Source organism: Pseudomonas sp. P106(2024) (assembly GCF_057480815.1).
Genome location: NZ_JBLIYU010000003.1, coordinates 274,006 through 299,261, shown reverse-complemented (window position 1 = coordinate 299,261; position 25,256 = coordinate 274,006). Strand labels below are relative to the sequence as shown.

Sequence of the window (25,256 nt, the reverse complement as noted above, 5' to 3'; positions counted from 1 at the left end):
GGCTTACTCCATGAAGCCTTGCAGCTTCAGCTCGATCGAGCGCGGGTTCTCGCCTTCGGCGATCGACAACAAGCCCTCGAGCAGCATCTCGCGATAGCGAGACTGGCGCAGGGTGATGGCCTTGAGCTTGTTGGCGATCGGCAGCAGGATCAGGTTGGCGCTGGCCACGCCGTAGATGGTGGCGACGAAGGCCACGGCAATGCCGTTACCCAGCTGCGACGGGTCGGCCAGATTACCCATCACGTGGATCAGACCCATCACCGCACCGATGATGCCGATGGTCGGCGCATAGCCGCCCATGCTCTCGAACACCTTGGCGGCCTGGATGTCGCGGGCTTCCTGAGTCAGGAAATCGACTTCAAGTATGCTGCGGATGGCCTCGGGCTCGGCGCCGTCGACCAGCAGCTGCAGGCCTTTGCGCGCATAGGGATCGGGCTCGGCGTCGGCCACGCCCTCCAGGCCCAGCAGGCCTTCCTTGCGTGCCGTCAGACTCCAGTTCACCACCCGGTCAATGCCACCGGGCAGGTCCACCCGCGGCGGGAAGAAGATCCAGCCCACGATCTGCAGAGCGCGCTTGAACGCCGACAGCGGCGACTGCAACAACGCCGCCGCCAGGGTACCGCCCAGCACGATCAATGCCGCCGGGCCGTTGATCAGCGCACCGACGTGGCCGCCCTCGAGGAAATTGCCGCCAACGATAGCGACAAAAGCGAGGATCAGGCCGATTAGGCTCAACACATCCATCAGATGCACGCCTCGACCAGGTGCTTGCCGATCTCGTCCAGGCTGTACACGGCATCGGCCAGGTTGGCCTTGACGATGGCCATGGGCATGCCGTAGATCACGCAACTGGCCTCATCCTGCGCCCACACGGTGCTGCCACCCTGCTTGAGCAGGCGTGCGCCTTCGCGACCGTCGGCGCCCATGCCGGTGAGCACCACAGAGAGCACCTTGTCGCCATAGGACTTGGCGGCGGAGCCGAAGGTGATGTCGACACAAGGCTTGTAGTTCAGGCGCTCGTCGCCCGGCAGGATCTTCACCGTGCCACGGCCGTCGACCATCATCTGCTTGCCACCCGGAGCCAGCAACGCCAGGCCCGGACGTAACACGTCACCGTCCTCGGCTTCCTTGACGCTGATCTTGCACAGCTTGTCCAGGCGCTCGGCGAAGGCCTTGGTGAAGGCCGCCGGCATGTGCTGGATCAGAACGATCGGCGCCGGGAATCCGGCGGGCAGTTGGGTCAATACCCGCTGCAGCGCCACCGGGCCACCGGTGGAGGTGCCGATGGCGACCAGCTTGTAGGGCTTGCGCTTGGGCGCCGGCGAATGCGCGGCGGCCGGTGCCGCGGCGCGGGCCGGAGCCGCCGTGCGCGCGGGCGTGGTACTGGCGAAGCTGCTGGCCGGCGCATGACTATTGGCCGGAACCGGCGCGGCGGCGGGCGCCGGGCTGGAATAGGCGCTGAAACGGCGGTTGCTGCGCGAGATGGTATGGACCTTCTCGCACAGCAGCTGCTTGACCTTTTCCGGGTTGCGCGAGATGTCCTCGAAGTTCTTCGGCAGGTAGTCGACCGCACCGGCGTCCAGGGCGTCGAGGGTGACGCGGGCGCCTTCGTGGGTCAGCGAGGAGAACATCAACACCGGCGTCGGGCAGCGCTGCATGATGTGCCGCACCGCAGTGATACCGTCCATCATGGGCATTTCATAGTCCATGGTGATGACATCGGGCTTGAGCGCCAGCGCCTGGTCGATCGCTTCCTTGCCGTTGGTCGCGGTGCCCACGACCTGGATCGTCGGGTCCGCCGAGAGAATTTCCGAGACACGGCGGCGGAAGAAACCGGAATCATCCACCACCAGGACCTTGACTGCCATAAACACTCCATTAGGCGGCGCACCCGCCAGGGCGCGCCACCGAAATCAAATACGCCGGGCGGCGTAACGCTTGAGCATGCTCGGAACGTCGAGGATCAGCGCGATCCGGCCGTCACCGGTGATGGTCGCGCCGGACATGCCCGGGGTGCCCTGCAGCATCTTGCCCAGCGGCTTGATCACCACCTCTTCCTGGCCAACCAACTGGTCGACCACGAAGCCGATGCGCTGGGTACCGACCGACAGGATCACCACATGACCTTCGTGCTGCTCCTCGTGCTCGTGGTCCTGGACCAGCCAGCGCTTGAGGTAGAACAGCGGCAGCGCCTTGTCGCGCACGATCACCACTTCCTGGCCGTCGACCACGTTGGTGCGCGACAGGTCGAGGTGGAAGATCTCGTTGACGTTGACCAGCGGGAAGGCGAACGCCTGGTTGCCGAGCATTACCATCAGGGTCGGCATGATCGCCAGGGTCAGCGGCACCTTGATGACGATCTTCGAGCCCTGGCCTTTGGCCGAGAAGATGTTGATCGAGCCGTTGAGCTGGGAAATCTTGGTCTTCACCACGTCCATGCCGACGCCGCGGCCGGACACGTCGGAGATCTCGGTCTTGGTCGAGAAGCCCGGGGCGAAGATCAGGTTGTAGCAGTCCGACTCGCTCAGGCGATCGGCCGCGTCCTTGTCCATCAGGCCCTTTTCCACGGCCTTGGCGCGCAGGATGCTCGGGTCCATGCCCTTGCCGTCGTCGGAGATCGACAGCAGGATGTGGTCACCCTCCTGCTCGGCGGACAGCACCACCCGGCCCATGCGCGACTTGCCGGAGGCCTCGCGCTCGTCAGGCATCTCGACGCCGTGGTCAACGGCGTTGCGCACCAAGTGCACCAACGGGTCGGCCAGGGCTTCCACCAGGTTCTTGTCGAGGTCGGTCTCTTCACCGACCAGCTCCAGGTTGATCTCTTTCTTGAGCTGGCGGGCCAGGTCGCGAACCAGGCGCGGGAAGCGGCCGAAGACTTTCTTGATCGGCTGCATCCGGGTCTTCATGACCGCGGTCTGCAGGTCGGCGGTGACCACGTCGAGATTGGACACGGCCTTGGACATGGCCTCGTCGCCGCTGTTGAGCCCCAGGCGCACCAGGCGGTTACGCACCAGCACCAGTTCGCCGACCATGTTCATGATCTCGTCCAGACGCGCGGTATCAACCCGCACGGTGGTTTCCGCTTCGCTGGCGCCATGCTTCTCGGCGGCCGGCGCAGGAGCGCGAGCCGGGGCGGCAGGCTTGGCGGCCGCAGCCGGTGCCGCGGCGGGCGCAGGAGCCGGCTTAGCAACGGGCTTGACCTCGGCCTTGGCCGCGACAGGCGCGGCGACGGCGGCAGGCGCCTCGGCGGTGACCGCGTCACTGGAGAACTTGCCCTTGCCGTGCAACTGGTCGAGCAGGGCCTCGAATTCGTGTTCGCTGATGCTCTCGTCGCCCGCGGCGGGTGCCGCGCTGGCCACTGGCGCGGCGGCGCCTGGCAGTGCGTCGACGGCAAAAGTACCTTTGCCGTGCAACTGGTCGAGCAGCGACTCGAACTCATCGTCGGTGATCTCGTCGCTGGCCGGAGTGGCTGGCGCAGGCGCGCTGACGGCGGCATCGGCCGAGAACTGGCCCTTGCCGTGCAGCTGGTCGAGCAGCGACTCGAACTCGGCATCGGTGATCTCGTCACCGCCGCCGCTGATTTCTTCACCCTGCAGTTGCTCATGAACCTGAGCTTCAGCCTTGACCGCATCGAGCGAGTCGAGCAGTTGCTCGAACTCGGTATCGGTGATGTCGGGCTCGGCAGCCGGGGCTTCGACCACGGGCGCCGCCTCGACCACCGGGGCCGGGGCTTCGGCGCCACCGGGCTCGGCCAAGCGCGACAGCGCCGCCAGCAGCTCCGGCGTGGCCGGCGTGACATCGGTACGTTCGCGCACCTGGCCGAACATGCTGTTGACCGTGTCGAGGGCCTCGAGCACCACGTCCATCAGTTCCGCGTCAACCCGGCGCTCACCTTTGCGCAGGATGTCGAACACGTTCTCGGCAATGTGGCAGCACTCCACCAACTCATTGAGCTGAAGGAAGCCGGCGCCCCCTTTTACAGTGTGGAAACCGCGGAAAATCGCATTGAGCAGATCCGCGTCATCGGGCCGGCTTTCCAGCTCGACCAATTGCTCGGACAGTTGCTCGAGGATTTCGCCGGCTTCTACCAGGAAATCCTGGAGGATTTCTTCATCGGCGCCGAAGCTCATTAAACGTGCTCCTTAAAAACCCAGGCTGGACAACAGATCGTCGACATCGTCCTGGCTGGACACGACGTCTTCACGCTTATCGGCATGAATCTGCGGACCTTCACCCCGAGTCGGATGTTTTTCTTGATCTTTTTCAGCGCGCAGCTGCTGGTGGTCATGTTCGATCCCGGCAAAGCGGTCGACCTGGCTTGCCATCAGCACGAGCTTGAGCAGATTGCTTTCGACTTCGGTGACCAGCGCGGTCACCCGTTTGATCACCTGGCCGGTGAGATCCTGATAATCCTGGGCCAGGACGATATCGTTGAGATGGCCGGCGACCTTCTGATTACCTTCGGCGCTGTGCGTCAGAAAACTGTCCACACGCTTGACCAACTCACGGAATTCCGGCGCTGCCACCTCCCGGCGCATGAACCGCTGCCAATCGGCGGACAGGCTCTGGGCCTCGGCGGCGAGGTCATTGAGCACCGGGGTGCAGGCCTCTGCCAGGTCCATGGTGCGGTTGGCCGCACCTTCGGTGAGGCGAACCACGTAGGAGAGGCGTTCAGTGGCGTCGGTAATCTGCGACACTTCCTCGGCCTGCGGCATGGACGGGTCGATGTGGAAGTTGACGATTGCACTGTGCAGTTCGCGAGTAAGCTTGCCGACTTCCTGATACAGCCCGCGATCGCGGGTCTGGTTCAGTTGGTGGATCAGCTGTACCGCATCACCGAACCGGCCGCGCTCGAGGCTCTCGACCAGTTCCTGGGCATGCTTCTTAAGGGTTGATTCGAACTCACCCAAAGAGTTGTTGGTTGACTCCATTGCGCCCCCCAGACGTGACTCAGCCGTTGACGCGTTCGAAGATCTTTTCGATCTTTTCTTTCAGCGCCACGGCGGTGAAAGGCTTGACCACGTAGCCGTTGACGCCGGCCTGGGCAGCTTCGATGATCTGCTCGCGCTTGGCTTCTGCGGTGACCATCAGTACCGGCAGGTGCTTGAGGCGCTCGTCCGCGCGAACAGCACGCAGCAGGTCGATACCGGTCATGCCCGGCATGTTCCAGTCGGTTACCAGGAAGTCGAAGTGTTCGCTGGTGAGCATCGGCAGTGCCGTGTTGCCGTCATCAGCCTCCTTGACGTTGGTGAAACCCAGGTCACGCAACAGGTTCTTGATGATCCGCCGCATCGTCGAAAAGTCGTCAACGATGAGGATTTTCATGTCTTTGTTCAATTAGACCTCCAAGCAGTCTTAAACGCGCTCGGCGCCGAGCGCGCACTCAATCAATTCGGCACCACAAAAAAACGACTGCATCAAACCTGGTTCAACGCGCCCGCCATTCCCCCAGGCGGCTGCGCAGACGCGCCGCGCACTGGCTGTGCAACTGGCTGACACGCGATTCGCTGACCCCCAGGACCTCACCGATTTCCTTGAGGTTCAGCTCTTCGTCGTAGTACAGCGCCAGGACCAGGCGCTCGCGCTCCGGCAGGTTGGCAATCGCATCGGCCAGGGCGGCCTGGAAGCGCTCGTCCTCCAGGTCCCGCGATGGCTCCAGCTGGCCGCTGGCCCCGTCCTCGTGCAGCCCCTCGTGTTCGCCGTCCTGCAGCAGGTCGTCGAAACTGAACAGGCGACTGCCCAAGGTGTCGTTCAGAATCCCGTAGTAATCATCGAGACTCAATTGGAGTTCGGCAGCAACCTCGTGATCTTTAGCGTCGCGCCCTGTCTTTGCTTCAACACAGCGAATCGCGTCGCTGACCATACGCGTGTTGCGGTGCACCGAGCGCGGTGCCCAGTCGCCCTTGCGCACTTCGTCGAGCATGGCGCCGCGGATGCGGATGCCGGCGTAGGTTTCGAAGCTGGCGCCCTTGCTGGCGTCATACTTGTTGGCCACTTCCAGCAGGCCGATCATCCCAGCCTGGATCAGGTCCTCGACCTGGACGTTGGCCGGCAAACGCGCCAGCAGGTGGTAGGCGATGCGCTTGACCAGCGGCGCGTAGCGCTCGATCAGCTCGTACTGAGCGTCCTTGGCGGCCTTGCTGTACATCTTGAAACCGCTCGCGTTCATAGCACCGGCCCTGCACTGGTGGGCTGCACCAGGCGCTCGACGAAGAATTCCAGGTGTCCGCGCGGGTTGGCAGGCAGCGGCCAGCTGTCGACCTTCTGCGCAATGGCCTTGAAAGCCAGCGCGCACTTGGACCGCGGGAAGGCCTCGTATACAGCCCGCTGCTTCTGCACGGCCTTGCGCACACATTCGTCGTACGGCACGGCACCGACGTATTGTAGGGCGACGTCAAGGAAACGATCCGTGACCTTGGTCAACTTGGCGAACAGGTTGCGCCCCTCCTGCGGGCTCTGGGCCATGTTGGCCAGCACGCGGAAGCGATTCATCCCGTAGTCGCGGTTGAGCAGCTTGATCAGGGCGTAGGCGTCGGTGATCGAGGTAGGCTCGTCGCACACCACCAGCAGCACCTCCTGGGCGGCGCGGACGAAGCTGACTACCGAGTCACCAATACCCGCAGCGGTGTCGATCACCAGCACGTCGAGGTTGTCGCCGATCTCGCTGAAGGCCTGGATCAGGCCGGCATGTTGGGCTGGCGCCAGGTGCACCATGCTCTGGGTGCCGGAAGCCGCCGGGACGATGCGCACACCGCCAGGCCCCTGCAGCAGCACATCGCGCAGCTCGCAGCGACCCTCGATGACATCGGCCAGGGTACGCTTGGGCGTGAGCCCCAGCAGAACGTCGACATTGGCCAGGCCCAGGTCGGCGTCCAGCAACATGACCCGGCGGCCGAGCTCGGCTAACGCCAGAGACAGGTTCACTGAAACGTTAGTCTTGCCGACGCCACCTTTGCCACCGGTCACGGCGATCACCTGTACGGGATGCATGCTACCCATGTCTGTTCTTTACCTTGTCTCGCTTGGACCCAGGCCACATGAGGGGCTGAACGTTCAAGGCCACGGTACGGCCGGGCAACCCCATGATGTAGGTACTTTGCACAGTATTCACCCTCAACCCGCACGCTTGCCAGGGTTGTGGTAGAGATCAGCGAACATGTCGGCCATGGCCTCGTCGCTGGGCTCGTCCTGCAACTGCACACTGACCGCGCGACTCACCAGCTGGTGCTTGCGCGGCAGTTGCAGGTCGTCAGGAATGCGCGGCCCATCGGTCAGATAGGCCACCGGTAGTTCATGACTGATGGCTAGGCTCAGCACTTCGCCGAGGCATGCCGTTTCATCGAGTTTGGTCAGGATGCAACCGGCCAGACCGCAGCGTTTGTAGCTGTGGTAGGCGGCGGTGAGCACCTGCTTCTGGCTGGTGGTCGCCAGCACCAGGTAATTCTTGGCGGCGATACCGCGCCCGGCCAGGGTCTCGAGCTGCATGCGCAGCGCCGGGTCGCTGGCCTGCAGGCCGGCGGTGTCGATCAGCACCACGCGCTTGCGCAGCAGCGGCTCCAGCGCCTGGGCCAGCGACTCGCCCGGATCGACATAAGTGACCGGCACATTGAGGATACGCCCGAGGGTCTTGAGCTGCTCCTGGGCACCGATGCGGAAGCTGTCCATGCTCACCAGCGCCAGGTTGTTCGCGCCGTACTTGAGTACATAGCGCGCGGCCAGCTTGGCCAGGGTGGTGGTCTTGCCCATGCCGGCCGGGCCGACCATGGCGATGACACCGCCCTCCTCGATCGGTTCGATCTCAGGTATGTCGATCATCCGCGCCAGGTGCGCCAGGACCATGCGCCAGGCATGACGCGGCTCTTCGATCTCGGCAGTGAGGTCGAGCAGCTCGCGCGCCAAGCCGCCTGACAGACCCAAGCGCTGCAGGCGGCGCCAGAGGTTGGCCTGCTGTGGCTTGCTGCCCTGCAACTGACTCCAGGCGAGCGAACCGAGCTGGACTTCCAGCAGCTCGCGCAGACCGGTCAGTTCGAAGCGCATGGCGTCGAACAGGCGCGGATCAACCGGGGCCGGCGCTGCGGCGGCGATCGGTGCAGGCTCATCCACATGCGCTTCGATCAACGGCTCGGACGCGGTCAGCGACTGGCCGGCGAACAGCTGACGGTTGCCGCCCTCGACGGCATCGCCGCGCCCGGTCAGTTCGGCCTGGGCGGTGACGATGCGCGACTGGGTCTTGCGTAGCTCGTCCTCGAGCTCCGCATTGGGCACGCGTGGGGCCAGGGCGGACAGTTTGTAGTCCAGCGCAGCCGTCAGTTCGACACCGCCAGCGATGCGCCGGTTGCCGATGATGGCGGCGTCGGAGCCGAGCTCATCCCGGACCAGCTTCATGGCCTGACGCATATCGGCGGCGAAAAAACGCTTAACTTGCATAACCCACTACCTCAGCCGTTCGGGCCCACGGTGGCAACGATGGTGACTTGCTTGTTGTCAGGTATTTCCTGATACGCCAAAACATGCAAATTCGGTACTGCCAGGCGACCGAAGCGCGACAGCATGGCGCGGATCGGGCCGGCAACCAGGAGGATAGCCGGCTGACCCTGCATTTCCTGACGCTGGGCCGCCTCGATCAACGAGCGCTGAAGCTTTTCGGCCATGCTCGGCTCAAGAAGAACACCATCTTCCTGACCCTGCCCGGCCCTTTGCAGACTATTGAGCAAGATCTGTTCCAACCTTGGCTCCAAAGTGATCACAGGCAGCTCGGACTCAACGCCAACAATGCTTTGCACGATGGCGCGGGACAATCCGACCCGCACCAACGCCACCAGCGCGGCGGTATCTTGACTCTTTGTCGGATTGTTGGCGATGGCTTCGGCAATGCTGCGGATGTCACGCACCGGCACCTGTTCGGCGAGCAACGCCTGCAAGACCTTGAGCAGGCCCGACAAGGAAATGACACCCGGCACCACCTCCTCGGCCAGTTTCGGCGAGACCTTGGCCAGCACCTGCAGCAGCTGCACCACCTCCTCGTGCCCGATCAGCTCGTGGCAGTGCTTCTGCAGGATCTGGTTGAGGTGGGTGGCGACCACGGTGCTGGCGTCGACCACGGTATAGCCCAGCGACTGCGCCTGGGCGCGCTGGCCGACATCGATCCACACCGCCTCCAGGCCGAACGCCGGATCGCGCGAGGCGATGCCGTTGAGGGTACCGAATACTTGGCCGGGGTTGATTGCCAGCTCCCGGTCCGGGTAGATCTCGGCTTCGGCCAGGATCACGCCCATCAGGGTCAGACGATAGGCGCTGGGTTGCAGGTCAAGGTTGTCGCGAATGTGCACGGTGGGCATGAGGAAACCCAGGTCCTGGGACAGTTTCTTGCGCACGCCCTTGATCCGCGCCAGCAGTTGGCCGCCCTGGTTGCGGTCCACCAGCGGGATCAAGCGATAGCCGACCTCCAGGCCGATCATGTCGATGGGGGTGACGTCGTCCCAACCCAGCTCCTTGGTTTCCATGGCGCGCTGCGGCGATGGCAGCAGGTCCTGCTGGCGCTGGGCCTCCTGTTGGGCGACGGCTTTGGCCTTCTGTTGTTTCTTCCATACCAGGTAAGCGCCGCCACCGGCCAGTGCGCCGAGGCTGAGGAAGGCGACATGCGGCATGCCTGGGACCAGGCCCATGATGATCATCAGCGCGGCCGACACACCCAAGGCCTTCGGCGAGTCGAACATTTGCCGGTTGATCAGCTTGCCCATGTCCTCGGAGCCCGAGGCACGGGTGACCATGATCGCGGCCGCGGTGGACAGCAGCAGCGATGGCAATTGCGCCACCAAACCGTCACCGATGGTCAGCAGGGCATAGACCTTGCCGGCATCGGCAAAGGTCATGTTGTGCTGCAGCATACCGATGAGCATGCCGCCGATGAGGTTGATGAAGAGGATCAGCAGGCCGGCAATGGCGTCACCGCGGACGAACTTGCTGGCACCGTCCATGGAGCCGTAGAACTCGGCCTCCTGGGCGACCTCGGCGCGACGGGACTTGGCCTGGGCCTGGTCGATCAGGCCAGCGTTGAGGTCGGCGTCGATGGCCATCTGCTTGCCCGGCATGGCGTCGAGGGTGAAGCGCGCGCTCACCTCGGAGATGCGCCCGGCGCCCTTGGTCACCACGACGAAGTTGATGATCATGAGGATGGCGAACACCACCGCACCGACGACGTAATTGCCGCCAATCACCACTTCACCGAAGGCCTGGATCACCTTGCCCGCGGCGCCGTGACCTTCCTGGCCGTGGAGCATGACCACTCGGGTGGAAGCAACGTTCAGCGCCAGGCGCAGCAGCGTGGCCACCAGCAGGATGGTAGGGAACGCGGCGAAATCCAGAGGACGCAGGGCGTAGACGCAGACCAGCAAGACCACGATCGACAGGGCGATGTTGAAGGTGAAGAACACGTCGAGCAGGAACGGCGGGATCGGCAACATCATCATTGCCAGCATCACCAGCAGGAGCAGCGGCACGCCGAGGTTGCCCCGACCGAGACCGGCCAGGTTGTTACGGGCGCTGCTGATTAACTGAGTGCGATCCACCGCGATTCCTCTTCAAGCAAAACTTTGACGCCTGTGTGGCGGCTGGCGCTGCCTTTGCAAGAAGCTTTCCAACTTTTCTGGGGGGGGCTTTTCGGGGGTTCGGGTTCGGGTTCGGGTTCGGGTTCGGGTTCGGGTTCGGGTTCGGGTTCGGGTTCGGGTTCGGGTTCGGGTTCGGGTTCGGGTTCGGGTTCGGGCAAAGAGTGTGGGCTTTGATTTCCGCATGCGCACTCTTTGGCGCTGTCGCCGCTCACTCACCTTTCAGTACGGGCGAACAAGCGTCGACATTGCCAATGAATGCGCATACAACTTACAAAACCACCGCACAATCGGTAATCGGCCAACCCATTAAAGCTGCCTTTGAAAGGGGCTATGGAAGCCCAGAAAAACCACTACCCATTGCGCCCAATAAGATAAAACTCACCCCGACTCCAAACCCCAAGCCACTCCTCCCCGTCGATCTCCCGGGAAACCGCCAGTTCCACCAACTGATAGAACACATTGCGATGCACCAGCGCTTCAAGGTTTCCACGCATCAACAGGTAAGGAGAGGGTTCATCGGTAACCGGATCGAGCTCCACCCGCAGCGGATGGCCCGGCCCAGCCTCGACCTGATCGTCGACATTGCTGGTAAACCGCAGCACCTGCTGCTCCCCGCTGCCCTCGACATCCAGTAGCACGGCGACAAATGGTGCGTCATCGACCCGGATCCCGACCTTCTCCACCGGCGTAACCAGGAAGTAGTCGTCCCCGTCACGCCGAATGATGGTAGAGAACAACCGCACCATCGGCTTGCGACCGATCGGCGTCCCCAGGTAGTACCAGGTCCCGTCCCGGGCGATCCGCATGTCGATGTCACCGCAGAAGTCCGGGTTCCACAGGTGTACCGGGGGCAGCCCCTTGTGCGCGGGGATCTGCGCCAGCAGATCGTTGGCCTTGCCGGAATCGCTCATGACACGCTCGCTCAGTTGCTCATGCCCAGAAGGCTACGAGCGTACTCGCGCATCGGCGCGGCAAGCAAATCCTGTGGCGTGTTGTCGTGGAACGTCAACAAACCGCCGCGACTCTTGATACGCGCGGTGTCGATCAGGTAGCGCGTGCTGGTTTCGATCAGCATCATCTGCACCACGCCACGGTCCCAACCCAGGCGATCGACAGCCTGCTCGTCATACCACTCGTCACCGTTGCCAATGCGATCGTCGGTGCGGGCGAAACGGGTGTAGAGCACATAGTCGGCACCCACCGCGCGGGCCTCGGCGATCGCGTCTTCCAGACCCAGCGGCCCCTGGGCGCGACGCACCAGCGGGAAGTACTCGACGAAGCTTTTGAAGGCCTCCTCGGCGACTGCGTTCTGCCGTGGCACCGGCCCCTTGCCCGGCGGCACGAATGCGCCCTGGCCGATGAAGATGAACGAGTCCGGCTGCAGGCGGATCGACAGGGTACGGGTGGTGTCGCTGTGGTCCAGCAAGCCCGCATCACTCATGTGGTAACGGACACCCTCCCCCATATCGCTGACATTCATGCAGCCGCCCAACGCCATCAGCGCCAGCAGCAAGACCAGGCTACGCATCTTTCCTCCAGAAACCGGTGACGAAAAACCGGCGAATAGCCGCAGGATGCAGCTTTTGCGCCAGAGTCAGCCGCCGATTACCTTCATCACCATCACATCGCCAGAGAACGCCACGTCCTGCTTGTCCGCCAGGGCCCTCACCAGCAGCCTCTGCAATGCCGGGAGCGCCTGATGTCGGGGCTTGTCCAGCAGGTCGCCGACAAAGTGACGATTGCTCGACGACAGGCAGCCATGCAGCCAGCCGGTGGACGACAAGCGCAGGCGCGAACAGCTGCGACAGAACGGCACGCTCTCGTTGGCGATCACGCCGAAATGCCCCCTGCCGGGAATGCGGTAGCGCAGGGCCGTGGCATCCAGCGGGCGCGGCGCCTGCTCATAGCTGTACGACTCGCCGATCAGCGCCAGCAGTTGCTCCAGGCCAACGAACTGCTGCAGGAAGGCATTTACGTCGCGCGCCAGGTGGCCCATGCGCATCAGCTCGATGAAGCGCAGCTCGTAGCCCCGTTCGAGGCAGTAGTCGAGCAGCGGCAGCACCTGATCGAGGTTCTGTCCGCGCATGGGCACCATGTTGACCTTGATCGCCATGCCCGCAGCACTGGCCTGCGCCATGCCCGCCAGGACGCTGGCCAGGTCGCCGCCCCGGGCGATCCGGCGAAAGGCACTGGCGTCGAGGGTATCGAGGGAAACATTGAGCCGGCGGATACCGGCATCACGCAGCAGCGGCAGCTTGCGGGCGAGCAACTGACCGTTAGTGGTCAGGCTGATGTCGTCCAGCCCCAGGCCCGCCACCGCGCCGAGAAAGGCTTCCAGTCGCGGGCTGACCAGCGGCTCGCCGCCAGTGATGCGCAGCCGTTCGACCCCGGCCGCCTCCACCAGGTAGGCCACGCCCCGGGCCAGGGCATCCGCCGTGAGCTCGTCCTGCGCCGCCACCAGGCGCTTGCCATCGGGCACGCAGTAGGTGCAGGCATAGTTGCAGGCAGCAGTCAGGCTGACGCGCAGGTTGCGAAAGCGCCTGCCTTGACGATCGACGATCATGGATGACTCCGGCGTGGAAGATTCTGGCGGGCAAAACCTGACTCAAAAATCAGGTTTTTGCAAGCCTTCCCGTCGAAGCCTGGATGCAACGCGCCCGCCGAAGACTCGACGGGCGCGCCTTGGACGGCTTTAGTTCGAGGCTTCCGGGTCGCGCTTGCGCTTGTTGCCCATGCGCACGCCGATGTCCATGAGGAACTGGAAGAAACCTTCCTGATCTTCGAGCACATTGCTCCAGAACGGCGAGTGGTACAGCGCCACCGCGCCATGGACCAGCGCCCAGGCCGCGCAGTAGTGGAAGTACGGCGGCACGTCCTCGAGCTTGCCCTCGCTGATGCGCCCCTTGATCAGCTGGGTGAGGCGATCGAAGTTGGAGGCGCGGATGCTGTGTAGCTGCTCGACCATTTCCGGCACCTGATTGCCCTTGACCACCTTCTCTTCCAGGCGGTCGAACAACCGGTAGCGCTGCGGGTCGCGCATGCGGAACTCGAAGTAGGCACGCGACAGGGCTTCCTTGTCGCGGTCGACGTCAGCCGAATGCAACAGCTCATTCAGGTCGCGCTCGTAGTCGAGCATCAGGCGCAGGTAGATTTCCGCCTTGGACTTGAAGTGCTTGTAGATCGTGCCTTTGCCGATACCGACGGCGTCGGCGATCATCTCGACGGTGACGCTGTCTTCACCCTGTTCGAGAAACAGCTTGAGCGCCGTGTCGAGGATCTCTTGTTCGCGACGGCGAAACTCACGGACCTTGCGAGGTTCTTTCTGCATAAAGAAGGACTGGGATGACAATCGAAGCGGATTATTATGCCTAACTGGCGGCAAATTGCACGGATCTTCCAACCATGTCTGTGTTTCTTGATGAGTTCGAGCAGGCGCCGGGCCTGTGCTACCTGAATCACGCGGCGATCGCCCCCTGGCCGCGCCGGACCGCCGAGGCCGTGGCGCGCTTCGCCCAGGATAACGTCCGCCTGGGCGCCCACGAATATCCCGCCTGGCTGGCCACCGAGCGCCGCCTGCGCGAACGCCTGGCACGCCTGCTGAATGCGCCCACCATCGGCGACATCGCCCTGGTGGGCAACACCTCCCAGGCGCTGTCGCTGGTGGCCTTTGGCCTGGACTGGCGGCCCGGCGACCAGGTCGTCATCAGCGACGAGGAATTCCCCTCCAACCGCGTGGTCTGGCAGGCCCTGGCTGATCGCGGGGTCGAAGTGGTCGAGGCCAGCCTGGCCGTCGCCGATCCGGAAGCGGCGCTGATCGCCGCCTGCGGCCCGCGAACGCGCTTGCTGTCGGTCAGCGCCGTGCAGTTCGCCAGCGGCCTGCGCCTGGACCTGGCACGCCTGGGCGCCGCCTGCCGCCAGCGCGGCGTGCTGTTCTGCGTCGATGCGATCCAGCAGGTCGGCGCCCTGCCCTTCGATGTGCAGCACTACCAATGCGACTTCGCCATGGCCGACGGCCACAAGTGGATGCTCGGCCCCGAGGGGCTGGGGGTGTTCTATTGCCGTAGCGAGCTGCGTCGGCAGTTGACGCTGCATGCCTATGGTTGGCACATGCTCGAACACCTTGGCGACTTCGAACGCCGCCAGTGGCAACCGGCGCGCAGTGCGCGGCGCTTCGAGTGCGGCAGCCCGAACATGCTCGGCGCCTGCGCGCTGGAGGCCAGCCTGTCGCTGCTGGAGGATGTCGGCATGACGGTGGTCGCCGAACAGTTGGCGCAGCGGATCGAGCAGCTGTATCGAGGGCTCACGGCCATCCCTGGTGCGCAGTTGCACAGCCCGGGCGATCCTTCACAGCGGGCCGGCATCGTCAGTTTCAGCCTGGACGGCCATGCCAACGCCGACATTTATCGGGCCCTGAGCAATAACGGAGTAATTTGTGCAGTACGCGGCCCTGGGGTACGGTTTTCCCCACATTTCTATACCGACCACCGCCTGATCGACGAAGTACTGCGGAAGGTAGGACAGATTGCCATGCACTGAACGCGCAAGGGGCTGCGATCGTATTCCAAATCTGTTTAAAAAACGATCAATCGCCGCTGGCGAGGCGCCAATCCTGACCAATACTTGAAGTGTTGGCGCGGCGCATCCCCCCCAAGTGGCGCGTCGATAAAGGTGCCCAGGGACCGTGTGCCTTTGTTTTACTCCTAATGGTCTTAACCCGGATTCCCCCCCCAGAACCCGGGTTTTTTTTGCCCGGCTCGGAAGGTTCGGCGCAGCGACTTCAGGCCACTCTTGCCAGCGGGAACAGTCGCTTGAAGTTGCTGGTCGTCTGCCCAGCCAACTGCTCGTAGCTCACCCCGCGCAGCGACGCCACATACTCGGCCACTTCTCGCACATACTGCGGCAGGTTCGGCTTGCCGCGATGCGGGATCGGCGCCAGGTACGGCGAATCGGTCTCCACCAGCAGGCGATCCACCGGCACCTGCCGGGCCACCTCGCGCAGGGCGTCGGCATTGCGGAAGGTGACGATGCCGGACAGCGAGATGTAGTAGCCCAGGTCCAGCGCGGCCCTGGCCATCGGCCAGTCCTCGGTGAAGCAGTGCAGCACCCCGGCCTGGGGCAGGCTGGCCTCGCGCAGCAGCGCCAGGGTGTCCTCGCGGGCCGCCCGGGTATGCACGATGACCGGCTTGCCGGTCTGCCGCGAAGCCTCCAGATGCAGGCGGAACGAGGCCTGCTGCAACTCGGCGGCCTCCGGCTCGTAGTGGTAGTCCAGCCCGGTCTCGCCAATGGCCACCACATGCGGGTGGGCCAGTTCGCGCAGCAGCCACTCCAGGGCCGGCGTCTCGCCGGGCGCCAGGTCGAGCGGGTGCACGCCCACCGAGCAGTCCACGTCGGCATAGCGCTCGCTCAGCGCCTTGACCGCGCCGGCATTCTCGGCGCTCACGCCGATGCACAGGAAGTGCCCTACCCCGCGCTCACGGGCCGCCTGCAGGGCGGCGTCGAGAGAGCCCTGGTGGGCGCTCAGGTCGAGACGGTCGAGGTGGCAATGGGAATCTACGAGCATGGGAACACGACACACATGAATGAACGGTGGAAATCAGCGCATGCCCGGCAGCTGCACCCAGTGGGCGAGCAAGGCTTCGAGCAGCAGTACACGGTTGAGGTTGGCCTTGCCCAGCACCTTCTGGCGCTGTTCGAGGATCCACGCCTGGACCTCCAGCACCTTGCCCTGGCGGCTCTTCTGCGCCAGGTACTGCAGCACCTTGCGCATGTCGGCCAAGCCTAGTCCTTCCTCATCCTGGGTCAACTGGTAGCGCAGGATCAGGTGCGACCAGTCGCAGAACCAGTCGAACAGCAGCAGCAACGGCACGTTGCTCCAGGCCTCGGCCAGCTGACTGGGCGACTGCTGCTGCTTGAGCAACTTCTTCACCCCCTCGGTCACCAACGCACGCTGCTCGCGCACGCCCTGGGCCTGCAGGCTCACGGCCATCAGCGGCGAACCGGCGGCCAGGGTCAGCAGCTCCTCGCGCTCTTCCTCGGCGCTGCCGGCAAGGGCGGCGGCCAGCCAGGCGCGGCTCTGCTCCTGGCTCGGCTGCGGGCAGGCGACCTGCTGGCAGCGGCTCTTGATGGTTGGCAGCAGGCGGCTGGGCTGGTGGCTGACCAGCAACAGCACGGTATCGCCGGAGGGCTCTTCCAGGCTCTTGAGCAGGGCGTTGGAGGCATTGATGTTCATCGCCTCCACCGGCTCGATCAGCACCACCTTGCGCCCGCCCTGCTGGGCGGTTTGGACCACGAACGACACCAGATCACGCACTTGGTCGATCTTGATCGGCTTGTCGGCCTCCTCCGGCTCCAGCACGAAGTTGTCCGGGTGGCTGCCTGCCTTGAGCAACAGGCACGACTTGCACTGGCCGCAGGCATCCAACCCCTGCGGCTGCTGGCACAGCAGCCGTGCCATCAGGCGCTCGGCCAGGGCGCGCTTGCCGATGCCCTGGGGGCCGTGCAGCAGGTAGGCATGGGCATGCCGGGCACGCCCGGCCAGTTGTTGCCAGAGCGCCTGCTGCCAGGGGTAGGCATCAGCCACGGCAACGCTCCAGGATACTCGGCACCAGGGCGTCGATGGCCTGCTGCACCGCGCTCAGCGGCTGGGCGGCGTCCAGCAGCCGGTAGCGCTGCGGCTGCTGGCCGGCACGCTGCAGGTAGGCCTGGCGCACCGCCTCGAAGAAGGCCTGGCCTTCCTGCTCGAAGCGGTCCAGCCGGCCACGGGCCGCGGCACGGGACAGGCCGACCTCCACGGGCAGATCGAAGACCAAGGTCAGGTCAGGACGCAGCTCGCCCTGGACGAAGGCCTCGAGGATGGCGATGCGCTCCACCGGCAGGCCGCGGCCGCCACCCTGGTAGGCGTAGGTGGCGTCGGTAAAGCGATCGCACAGCACCACGGCGCCACGGACCAGCGCCGGGCGGATGACTTCGGCCAGGTGCTGGGCGCGGGCGGCGAACATCAGCAGCAGCTCGGTGTCGACCGCCATGCGCTCCTCACTCGGCGCCAGCAGCAGTTCGCGGATGCGCTCGGCCAACGGCGTGCCACCAGGCTCGCGGGTCATGACCACATCGACGCCCTGCTCGCGCAAACGTGCCGCCAGGTAATCGCGGTTGGTGCTCTTGCCGGCGCCTTCAGGGCCTTCCAGGGTGATAAACAAACCGCTCACAAGTGTTCCTTAGTGTCTGCTGGCACCGACGTGTCGGCCGGCGCGGATTCATCGGTGGGGGCCGGCGCATCGCTTTGCGGTGCGGGAACAGGCGCCGCGTCCGGGGTCGCCTGCGGCGCTGACGTCGCCGGCTCGGCCTGCGGCGCAGGGCTGGAACGATAGTCTGCCCGACGCTTGAGCTGGAACTCGCGCACCGCGCTGTTGTGATCATCCAGGTCGTCGGAGAACACATGGCTGCCATCACCCCGGGCAACGAAGTACAGGCTCGAACCGTCGCTGGGGTTTAGCGCGGCGTGAATCGCCTCGCGTCCGACCATGGCGATCGGCGTCGGCGGCAAGCCGGTCATGGTGTAGGTGTTGTAAGGGGTCGGCTCGCGCAGGTCGGCGCGGGTAATCTTGCCGTTGTAGCGCTCGCCCATGCCGTAGATCACGGTCGGGTCGGTCTGCAGCATCATGCCCAAGCGCATGCGCCGCACGAACACGCCGGCGATCTGCCCACGCTCCTGGGGAATGCCGGTTTCCTTTTCCACCAGCGAGGCCATGATCAGCGCCTGGTACGGATCGCGATACGGCAAGTCGGCGCTGCGTTCGGCCCACTCCTTGGCCAGCACTTCGTCCAGACGCATGTAGGCCTGCTGCAGCAGCTCGACGTCGCTCATGCCGCGCACGAAGCGATAGGTGTCGGGGAAGAAGCGGCCCTCAGGGAACACACCGGTGTGGCCGAGCTTGTCCATCACTTCGGAATCGGACAAGCCTTCGAGGGTGTGCTTGAGCTTTTCATGCTTGGCCACCGCGGCACGCACCTGGCGGAAGGTCCAGCCCTCGACCAGGGTGAGGTTGTACTGCACCACGTCACCGCGCTTCCAAGCGTCGAACAACTGCCCCACGGTCATGCCCGGGGTCACCCGGTACTCACCGGTATGCAGCGGCGTGCCTGCCATGTTGAAGCGCCAGTAAAGACGCAGCCACAGCGGATCGTCGAGCAGGCCTTCGCTTTGCATGCGATAGAACATACGGTTGGGCGTCGTGCCGCCGGGCACGTCGAGCAGGCGCTCCTGCGCCACTTGCAGGGGCTGCTCCAGGACCGAGTTGACCTTCCAGGCGGCCCAGCCCAGTGCCAGGCCGGCGAGGATCAAGCTCATTTCCAGCAGCAGCAGGAATTTGCGTCTCACGAATCAGGTATCCAGTAACGTACGGGCAACGGCCTGCAGTTTACGGGTGAGCGGCCCGGCCGGCCAGTTCAGCGCGGCGAATTCACGCACGGGCCAGATGCCGTAGACACTGTTGCAGACGAACACTTCGTCGGCCTGCTCCAACGCCTCCAGCGGCAAGTCCCGTACCTGGGTGGGAATAGCCAGCAACCGCGCCTGCTCCAGCAATGCCGCGCGCATCACCCCGGCCACGCCACAACGGCTCAGCTCGGCAGTCAGCAGCACGCCGTCACGCACCAGGAACAGGTTGCTGTACACCCCTTCGATCACCCGCCCTTGAGCGTCACGCATCAAGCCCTCGGCAAACGCCGGATCCTGCCATTCGGCACGGGCCAGCACCTGCTCGAGGCGGTTGAGGTGTTTGAGCCCGGCCAGCAGCGGTTGTTCCGCCAACCGCGTCTGACAGGCGTACAGGCGCACGCCCTGTTCGGCATGTTCGCGAGGATAGGCCGGCAAGGGGCTGCCCTGAAGGATGCGCCGCGCCTGGGCGCCGGCCACCGGGGCATAGCCACGCTGACTGTCGCCGCGGGTCAGGATCAGCTTGGCGACGCCCTCGCCCAGCAGCTGGGCGAATTGCAACAGTTCATTGCGAACCAGCGCCAGGTCGGCCTCGATCGCCAGCCGCTGGCAACCCAGCGCCAGGCGGTCGATGTGCAGGGCCAGCAGGCTGGGCCTGCCGCCGCGCACGGCAATGGTCTCGAACAGGCCATCGCCGTAGGCCAGGCCGCGGTTCTGCAGATTGACCGCAGCCGCGTCCTGGCCATCGATCCAGCTGTGCATCAGTCGGCGAACCGACGGAATACCAGCGAACCGTTGGTGCCACCGAAGCCGAACGAGTTGGACAGCACCACGTCGATCGGCATGCTGCGCGCCTGGTGAGGCACGAAGTCCAGGTCGCAGCCTTCATCGGGCTCGTCCAGGTTGATGGTCGGCGGCGCCATCTGGCTGTTGATCGCCAGGACGCTGAAGATCGCCTCCACCGCGCCGGCGGCGCCGAGCAGGTGGCCGGTCATCGACTTGGTCGAGCTGACCGCCAGCTTGTAGGCATGCTCACCGAACACGCGCTTGATCGCGGCCACTTCGGCCACGTCGCCGGCCGGCGTCGAGGTGCCGTGGGCGTTGATGTAGCTGACGTCCTCAGGCTGGATGCCGGCATCACGCAGGGCATTGGCCATGCAGCGGGCAGCACCTTCGCCGGAGTCGGGCGGCGAGGTCATGTGATAGGCGTCGCCGCTCATGCCGAAGCCGACCAGCTCGGCGTAGATGGTGGCGCCACGGGCCTTGGCGTGCTCCAGTTCTTCGAGCACCAGGGCGCCAGCACCGTCGGACAGCACGAAGCCGTCACGGCCCTTGTCCCACGGACGGCTGGCACGGGCCGGCTCGTCGTTGCGGGTCGACAGCGCGCGGGACGCGCCGAAGCCGCCCATGCCCAGCCCGCAGGCGGCCATTTCGGCGCCACCGGCGATCATCACGTCGGCTTCGCCGTAGGCGATGTTGCGCGCGGCCATGCCGATGCAGTGGGTGCCGGTGGTGCAGGCGGTGGCGATCGCGTAGTTCGGCCCTTGCAGACCCAGGTGGATCGACAGGAAGCCGGAGATCATGTTGATGATCGAGCCCGGCACGAAGAACGGCGAGATCCGGCGCGGCCCCTGCTCGTGCAGGGTCTTGCTGGTCTCTTCGATGTTGGTCAGGCCGCCGATGCCCGAGCCCATGGCCACGCCGATGCGCTCGCGGTTGGCATCGGTGATTTCCAGGCCGGCGTTGCGCACCGCCTGGAAGCCGGCCGCCAGGCCGTACTGGATGAACAGGTCGAGCTTGCGGGCCTCCTTGGCCGACAGGTACTGCTCGACTTCGAAGCCCTTTACCGAGCCGCCAAAACGGGTGGAGTAGGCAGACAGATCCGTATGTTCGATCGGACCGATGCCACTGCGGCCAGCCAGAATGCCCTGCCAGGTGCTCGGTACATCGGTACCCAGTGGCGACAGCATACCCATACCAGTGACCACGACGCGTCTACGCGACACAGTACTCTCCTCATTTCCAAATTACAGAGTCTCTTGCCAGTGCACTGGCGCGGCCAATGGCCTGGCAACAGACTCCGCTGATTGCAGGGCTTGCAAAGAAAAAACCGCACGCCGGCGACGGCAGTGCGGTTTTTCCCGACAAGTAGCGTCGACTGAAACGTCTTAGGCCTGGTGGGCGTTGACGTAGTCGATGGCAGCTTGAACGGTAGTGATCTTCTCGGCTTCTTCGTCAGGGATTTCGGTCTCGAATTCCTCTTCCAGAGCCATCACCAGCTCAACGGTGTCAAGCGAATCGGCACCCAGGTCCTCAACGAAGGAAGAGGTGTTCTTCACTTCATCTTCCTTGACGCCCAGTTGCTCGGCGACGATTTTCTTGACGCGTTCTTCGATGGTGCTCATACCTAGTTTTCACTCCTAATGGACATATGTCAGGCAGCTGGCCGGTGACCAAGTTTATAGGAAGACGCCTGCTTTTCAAGCGTAACGCGCCTTCCACCAGGCCACCGGGCCCTCTGCCCGGAATCTGGTTGCAGCTTTATAACGGATTTTAGGCTCGCAGTATGACTCTTTTTTGAAGCAATCCGTCACATTGAGTTGCGGTTTTTACATGTACATCCCGCCGTTCACCGGCACGGTGGCGCCGGTGACATAGGCTGCGCCGTCGGAAGCCAGGAAGGAAACCACTTTCGCGATCTCCTCGGCCTGACCCAGGCGGCCCAGCGGAATCTCTTTTTGCAGGGCCTCGCGCTGCGCTTCTGGCAGCTCGCGGGTCATGTCGGTGTCGATGAAGCCCGGGGTCACCGAGTTGACGGTGATGCCACGCGAGCCCACTTCACGGGCCAGGGCACGGCTGAAGCCTTCCAGGCCGGCCTTGGCGGCGGCGTAGTTGGCCTGGCCGGCGTTGCCCATGGCACCCACCACCGAACCGATGCTGATGATACGACCCCAGCGGGCCTTGGTCATGCCGCGCAGCACGCCCTTGGACAGACGGTAGAGGCTGTTGAGGTTGGTGTCGATCACGTCGAACCACTCGTCGTCCTTCATCCGCAGCATCAGGTTGTCGCGGGTGATGCCGGCATTGTTGACCAGGATGGCCGGCGCGCCGAACTGCTCGCCGATGGCGCCCAACACCGCGTCCACGGACTCGGCGCTGGTGACGTTCAGCTCAAGACCGGTACCGTTGATGCCGTGTTCTTTCAGGGTGGCGGCAATGCGCTCGGCGCCAGAGGCGGTGGTGGCGGTACCGATCACGGTCGCGCCCTGGCGGCCCAGCTCGAGGGCGATGGCCTGGCCGATACCACGGCTGGCGCCGGTGACCAGTGCAACTTTACCTTGCAGGCTCATGCAAGCTTCTCCGAATTCAGGCCAGCGCCGCACGGGTGGCGGCGACAGCGTCTGGGGTGTTGAGGTTGTAGGTGGTCACGCCGTCGGCGCAACGCTTGTTCAGGCCGGCCAGGACCTTGCCCGGACCGCATTCGACCAGGTTCACCGCGCCGCGCTCGGCCAGGGCCTGCACGCACTCGACCCAGCGTACCGGCTGATACAGCTGCGCCAGCAGGTCCTGCTTGAGGGCGTCGAGGTCGGCGGCGATGGCGGCAGTGACGTTCTGCACCACCGGGATCTGCGGGGCCTTCCATTCGATGGCGTTGACCGACTCGGCGAAACGCTCGGCGGCCGGCTTCATCAGCGCGCAGTGCGACGGCACGCTGACCGCCAGCGGCAGGGCGCGCTTGGCACCGGCCTCTTTGCACAGCTCCATGGCGCGATCCACCGCTGCCTTGTTGCCGGCGATGACCACCTGGCCTGGGGAGTTGAAGTTTACCGCGCTGACCACTTCGTCTTCGGCAGCCTTGGCGCAGATCTCGACCACGACCGCGTCGTCCAGGCCAAGGATCGCGGCCATCGCGCCATGACCGGCCGGCACGGCTTCCTGCATCAGCTGACCGCGGCGCTCGACCAGGCGCACCGCGTCCTTCAGCGACAGGCTGCCAGCGGCGACCAGGGCGCTGTATTCACCCAGGCTATGACCGGAGACGTACGCAGGCTGCGCGCCACCCTCTTCCAGCCACAGGCGCCACAGGGCAATCGAGGCGGTCAGGATGGCCGGCTGGGTCTTGTCGGTCTGGTTGAGTTGTTCTTCCGGGCCTTCCTGGACCAGTTTCCACAGGTCGTAGCCCAGGGCCTCGGACGCTTCCTTGAAGGTCTCGACGATTACCGGTTTTTCGGCGCCCAGCTCCTTGAGCATGCCCAGCGACTGGGAACCTTGACCAGGAAAGACGAATGCGAGGGATGCAGACATTGAACAAGCCCTTATGATCTTGTCGTCGGATGGGGTGCGCCGGGCCTTGGGCCGGGCGCGCAATCTGAAAGCTTGGATGGAGCGGCAGACCAAGCGGTCACATTTAAGCACTTCATTGCGGATATGCCTAAGACCTGTTTTAGCCTTATCACGGCAACAGGTCTTCGAGGCGTCCGTGCAGACGCTGCGGCAGGTTTTCCTGGATCTCGATCAACGCCCGCTGGATCGCACTCTGCAAGCCCTGCACGCCGGCAGAACCATGGCTCTTGATGACGATGCCCTGCAAGCCCAGGAAGCTTGCGCCATTGTGTCGCGCCGGCGCCAGGTCGGCCTGCAGGCGCTTGAGCAACGGCATGGCCATGGCCCCGGCCGCCCGCGCCAGCAGCCCGCCACGGAACAACGCCTCGATGCGCGCGCCGATCATGGTCGCCAGGCCTTCGCTGGACTTGAGCAGGATATTGCCGACGAATCCATCGCACACCACCACGTCCGCCTCGCCGCGGTACAGCCCGTCGCCTTCGACGAAGCCGATGTAGTTCAGGCCCCGGGCGTTCTGCAGCAGACTGGCGGCCAGCTTGACCTGCTGGTTGCCCTTGATGTCCTCGGTACCGATATTGAGCAGCGCCACCCGCGGCCGGTGCACGCCCAGGGCCTGGGCGGCCACCGCGCCCATCACGGCGAACTGGTAGAGGTTTTCCGCGCTGCAATCGACATTGGCGCCGAGGTCGAGCAACTGGCAATAGCCCGCCTGGGTCGGAATCGCCGCCACCATCGCCGGGCGATCGATACCAGGCAGGGTCTTGAGCACCAGGCGCGACAGGGCCATGAGCGCGCCGGTGTTGCCGGCACTCACGCAGGCCTGGGCCTTGCCATCACGCACCAGTTCGAGGGCGACGCGCATCGACGAGTCCGGCTTGCCACGCAACGCCTGCGATGGCCGCTCGTCCATGCCGATCACTTCGCTGGCCGCGACAATCTGCAGGCGCGCGCGATCCGCAGCCGCAAGGCCGCTGAGGAGATCTTCAAGGAGGGAGGGTTGACCGACGAGGGTCAGGTGCAGCGAGGGGGTAGCCGAAAGGCAGGCAATGCTAGCCTGGACAATGTTGCGGGGACCGAAGTCCCCGCCCATTGCGTCGATCGCGATGATCTGAGCGGACAAGGATTACTCGTCGGCGCCCTTGTCGATCACTTTGCGACCACGGTATACGCCTTCTGGCGATACGTGGTGACGCAGGTGTACTTCACCGGTGCTCTTCTCTACCGACAGAGCTTCTGCCGACAGGGCGTCGTGCGAACGGCGCATGTCACGGGCAGAGCGGGATTTTTTGTTCTGCTGAACAGCCATAATTGATTAACTCCTAAACGTTTGGGTCACGCTTTAACTGCGCCAATACACTGAACGGGTTGGACCGCGATACCTCGTCCTTGCTCGGCTCGGGCTCATCGAGTCCCGCCGGCTGCTGGCATTCTTCCGGATGATGAGCAGGCACGATCGGCAGGGCGAGCAACAGCTCTTCCTCGACCAACGCCTGCAGATCCAAAGGATCTTCGCCCAGTTCCAGCACGTCATAGCCTTTCGGCAACGACTGGGTGTTCGCACCCTCCTTCACCACGGCGTATGTGCATTCGCTGTGGATCGGCAGGGTGACCAGCTCAAGACAACGCTGGCAAACCATCTTGACTTCGACGTCCAGCGCGCTGTGGATAACCACCACGTGCTGCTCATCTCGTTCAAAATCGAACTTCGCCTGCACCGTACCGACATTGTCGGAAAGCGGGTCGCAGAGTCTTTCCAAATCAGCGAGTTGCAGCGAACCTTCGAGGGTTACGCCACGATCAGCCAATTTGCGCGGGTCAACGTGAGGTGGAATCGGGTCATTCAACATAGGCGCAGCATTCTAGGGATGCAC

At 64.3% G+C, this 25,256-nt stretch carries 26 protein-coding genes; 1 reads left to right on the top strand and 25 read right to left on the bottom strand.

Annotation, left to right across the window (positions count from 1 at the left end; translation table 11 throughout):
- Positions 1–3 precede the first annotated feature (3 nt).
- The 13 genes from AC25M7_RS07575 to AC25M7_RS07515 all read right to left on the bottom strand — a co-directional run bounded on the left by AC25M7_RS07575 (position 4) and on the right by AC25M7_RS07515 (position 13,935).
- Positions 4–744, bottom strand: coding sequence for a flagellar motor protein (locus AC25M7_RS07575; RefSeq protein ID WP_028691009.1), 741 nt, complete (start codon positions 742–744; stop codon positions 4–6).
- Positions 744–1,868, bottom strand: coding sequence for a protein-glutamate methylesterase/protein-glutamine glutaminase (locus AC25M7_RS07570; protein ID WP_069017532.1), 1,125 nt, complete (start codon positions 1,866–1,868; stop codon positions 744–746). Before AC25M7_RS07570 ends, AC25M7_RS07575 begins: the two co-directional genes overlap by 1 nt.
- Before the next feature lie 45 nt (positions 1,869–1,913).
- A complete protein-coding gene (locus AC25M7_RS07565) occupies positions 1,914–4,130 on the bottom strand; it encodes a chemotaxis protein CheA (RefSeq protein WP_028691007.1) in 2,217 nt (738 codons plus the stop codon).
- Between the two features lie 12 nt (positions 4,131–4,142).
- Positions 4,143–4,931, bottom strand: coding sequence for a protein phosphatase CheZ (locus AC25M7_RS07560; protein ID WP_280093486.1), 789 nt, complete (start codon positions 4,929–4,931; stop codon positions 4,143–4,145).
- 19 nt (positions 4,932–4,950) lie between these two features.
- Positions 4,951–5,325: a chemotaxis response regulator CheY gene (locus AC25M7_RS07555; RefSeq protein ID WP_172402424.1), complete on the bottom strand. Its 375-nt coding sequence runs from the start codon at positions 5,323–5,325 to the stop codon at positions 4,951–4,953.
- Between the two features lie 103 nt (positions 5,326–5,428).
- Positions 5,429–6,169, bottom strand: a complete 741-nt coding sequence (gene fliA / locus AC25M7_RS07550) for an RNA polymerase sigma factor FliA (protein WP_028691004.1) — start codon at positions 6,167–6,169, stop codon at positions 5,429–5,431.
- A complete protein-coding gene (gene fleN / locus AC25M7_RS07545) occupies positions 6,166–6,999 on the bottom strand; it encodes a flagellar synthesis regulator FleN (RefSeq protein WP_016393812.1) in 834 nt (277 codons plus the stop codon). Before fleN ends, fliA begins: the two co-directional genes overlap by 4 nt.
- A 114-nt stretch (positions 7,000–7,113) precedes the next feature.
- A complete protein-coding gene (gene flhF, locus AC25M7_RS07540; protein ID WP_028691003.1) occupies positions 7,114–8,427 on the bottom strand; it encodes a flagellar biosynthesis GTPase FlhF in 1,314 nt (437 codons plus the stop codon).
- 11 nt (positions 8,428–8,438) lie between these two features.
- Complete coding sequence (gene flhA, locus AC25M7_RS07535; RefSeq protein ID WP_028691002.1) at positions 8,439–10,568, bottom strand: flagellar biosynthesis protein FlhA; 2,130 nt, start codon at positions 10,566–10,568, stop codon at positions 8,439–8,441.
- 389 nt (positions 10,569–10,957) lie between these two features.
- Positions 10,958–11,518, bottom strand: coding sequence for a DUF1285 domain-containing protein (locus tag AC25M7_RS07530; protein WP_069017529.1), 561 nt, complete (start codon positions 11,516–11,518; stop codon positions 10,958–10,960).
- Between the two features lie 11 nt (positions 11,519–11,529).
- Positions 11,530–12,135: a DUF4823 domain-containing protein gene (locus AC25M7_RS07525; protein WP_028691000.1), complete on the bottom strand. Its 606-nt coding sequence runs from the start codon at positions 12,133–12,135 to the stop codon at positions 11,530–11,532.
- Between the two features lie 66 nt (positions 12,136–12,201).
- Positions 12,202–13,170, bottom strand: coding sequence for a GTP 3',8-cyclase MoaA (locus AC25M7_RS07520; protein WP_069017528.1), 969 nt, complete (start codon positions 13,168–13,170; stop codon positions 12,202–12,204).
- 129 nt (positions 13,171–13,299) lie between these two features.
- On the bottom strand, positions 13,300–13,935 hold the full coding sequence (locus tag AC25M7_RS07515) for a TetR/AcrR family transcriptional regulator (protein ID WP_028690998.1): 636 nt from the start codon (positions 13,933–13,935) through the stop codon (positions 13,300–13,302).
- A 74-nt stretch (positions 13,936–14,009) separates the two neighbouring features.
- Here AC25M7_RS07515 and AC25M7_RS07510 point away from each other — a divergent pair, with 74 nt between their 5' ends.
- A complete protein-coding gene (locus tag AC25M7_RS07510; protein WP_486970907.1) occupies positions 14,010–15,143 on the top strand; it encodes an aminotransferase class V-fold PLP-dependent enzyme in 1,134 nt (377 codons plus the stop codon).
- Between the two features lie 241 nt (positions 15,144–15,384).
- Here AC25M7_RS07510 and AC25M7_RS07505 read toward each other — a convergent pair whose 3' ends face one another.
- From AC25M7_RS07505 to AC25M7_RS07450, 12 genes are all read right to left on the bottom strand, one after another.
- Positions 15,385–16,167 (bottom strand): TatD family hydrolase, encoded by a 783-nt coding sequence (locus AC25M7_RS07505; protein ID WP_186597294.1) that lies wholly within the window; start codon positions 16,165–16,167, stop codon positions 15,385–15,387.
- Between the two features lie 33 nt (positions 16,168–16,200).
- Positions 16,201–17,187: a DNA polymerase III subunit delta' gene (locus AC25M7_RS07500; RefSeq protein WP_197866724.1), complete on the bottom strand. Its 987-nt coding sequence runs from the start codon at positions 17,185–17,187 to the stop codon at positions 16,201–16,203.
- The gene (gene tmk, locus AC25M7_RS07495; protein ID WP_486970906.1) at positions 17,180–17,812 is read right to left on the bottom strand and encodes a dTMP kinase; all 633 of its coding nucleotides are present in this window, start codon (positions 17,810–17,812) and stop codon (positions 17,180–17,182) included. The genes AC25M7_RS07500 and tmk overlap by 8 nt, the downstream gene beginning before the upstream one ends.
- On the bottom strand, positions 17,809–18,984 hold the full coding sequence (mltG, locus tag AC25M7_RS07490) for an endolytic transglycosylase MltG (protein ID WP_486970905.1): 1,176 nt from the start codon (positions 18,982–18,984) through the stop codon (positions 17,809–17,811). Before mltG ends, tmk begins: the two co-directional genes overlap by 4 nt.
- A 3-nt stretch (positions 18,985–18,987) precedes the next feature.
- Positions 18,988–19,803, bottom strand: a complete 816-nt coding sequence (gene pabC, locus AC25M7_RS07485; RefSeq protein WP_307944714.1) for an aminodeoxychorismate lyase — start codon at positions 19,801–19,803, stop codon at positions 18,988–18,990.
- Positions 19,803–21,047, bottom strand: a complete 1,245-nt coding sequence (gene fabF / locus AC25M7_RS07480) for a beta-ketoacyl-ACP synthase II (RefSeq protein ID WP_028690991.1) — start codon at positions 21,045–21,047, stop codon at positions 19,803–19,805. The genes pabC and fabF overlap by 1 nt, the downstream gene beginning before the upstream one ends.
- A gap of 162 nt (positions 21,048–21,209) precedes the next feature.
- Positions 21,210–21,446 carry an acyl carrier protein gene (gene acpP / locus AC25M7_RS07475; protein WP_028690990.1) on the bottom strand — a complete coding sequence of 79 codons (237 nt, stop codon included), beginning with the start codon at positions 21,444–21,446 and terminating at the stop codon, positions 21,210–21,212.
- A 204-nt stretch (positions 21,447–21,650) separates the two neighbouring features.
- The gene (gene fabG, locus AC25M7_RS07470; protein WP_023630496.1) at positions 21,651–22,391 is read right to left on the bottom strand and encodes a 3-oxoacyl-ACP reductase FabG; all 741 of its coding nucleotides are present in this window, start codon (positions 22,389–22,391) and stop codon (positions 21,651–21,653) included.
- A gap of 16 nt (positions 22,392–22,407) precedes the next feature.
- A complete protein-coding gene (gene fabD / locus AC25M7_RS07465; RefSeq protein ID WP_028690989.1) occupies positions 22,408–23,346 on the bottom strand; it encodes an ACP S-malonyltransferase in 939 nt (312 codons plus the stop codon).
- A gap of 148 nt (positions 23,347–23,494) precedes the next feature.
- Positions 23,495–24,505: a phosphate acyltransferase PlsX gene (plsX, locus tag AC25M7_RS07460; RefSeq protein WP_081791573.1), complete on the bottom strand. Its 1,011-nt coding sequence runs from the start codon at positions 24,503–24,505 to the stop codon at positions 23,495–23,497.
- A gap of 3 nt (positions 24,506–24,508) precedes the next feature.
- Positions 24,509–24,691 carry a 50S ribosomal protein L32 gene (rpmF, locus tag AC25M7_RS07455; RefSeq protein ID WP_028690987.1) on the bottom strand — a complete coding sequence of 61 codons (183 nt, stop codon included), beginning with the start codon at positions 24,689–24,691 and terminating at the stop codon, positions 24,509–24,511.
- A 13-nt stretch (positions 24,692–24,704) separates the two neighbouring features.
- Positions 24,705–25,232, bottom strand: coding sequence for a YceD family protein (locus tag AC25M7_RS07450; RefSeq protein ID WP_023630499.1), 528 nt, complete (start codon positions 25,230–25,232; stop codon positions 24,705–24,707).
- Positions 25,233–25,256 lie beyond the last annotated feature (24 nt).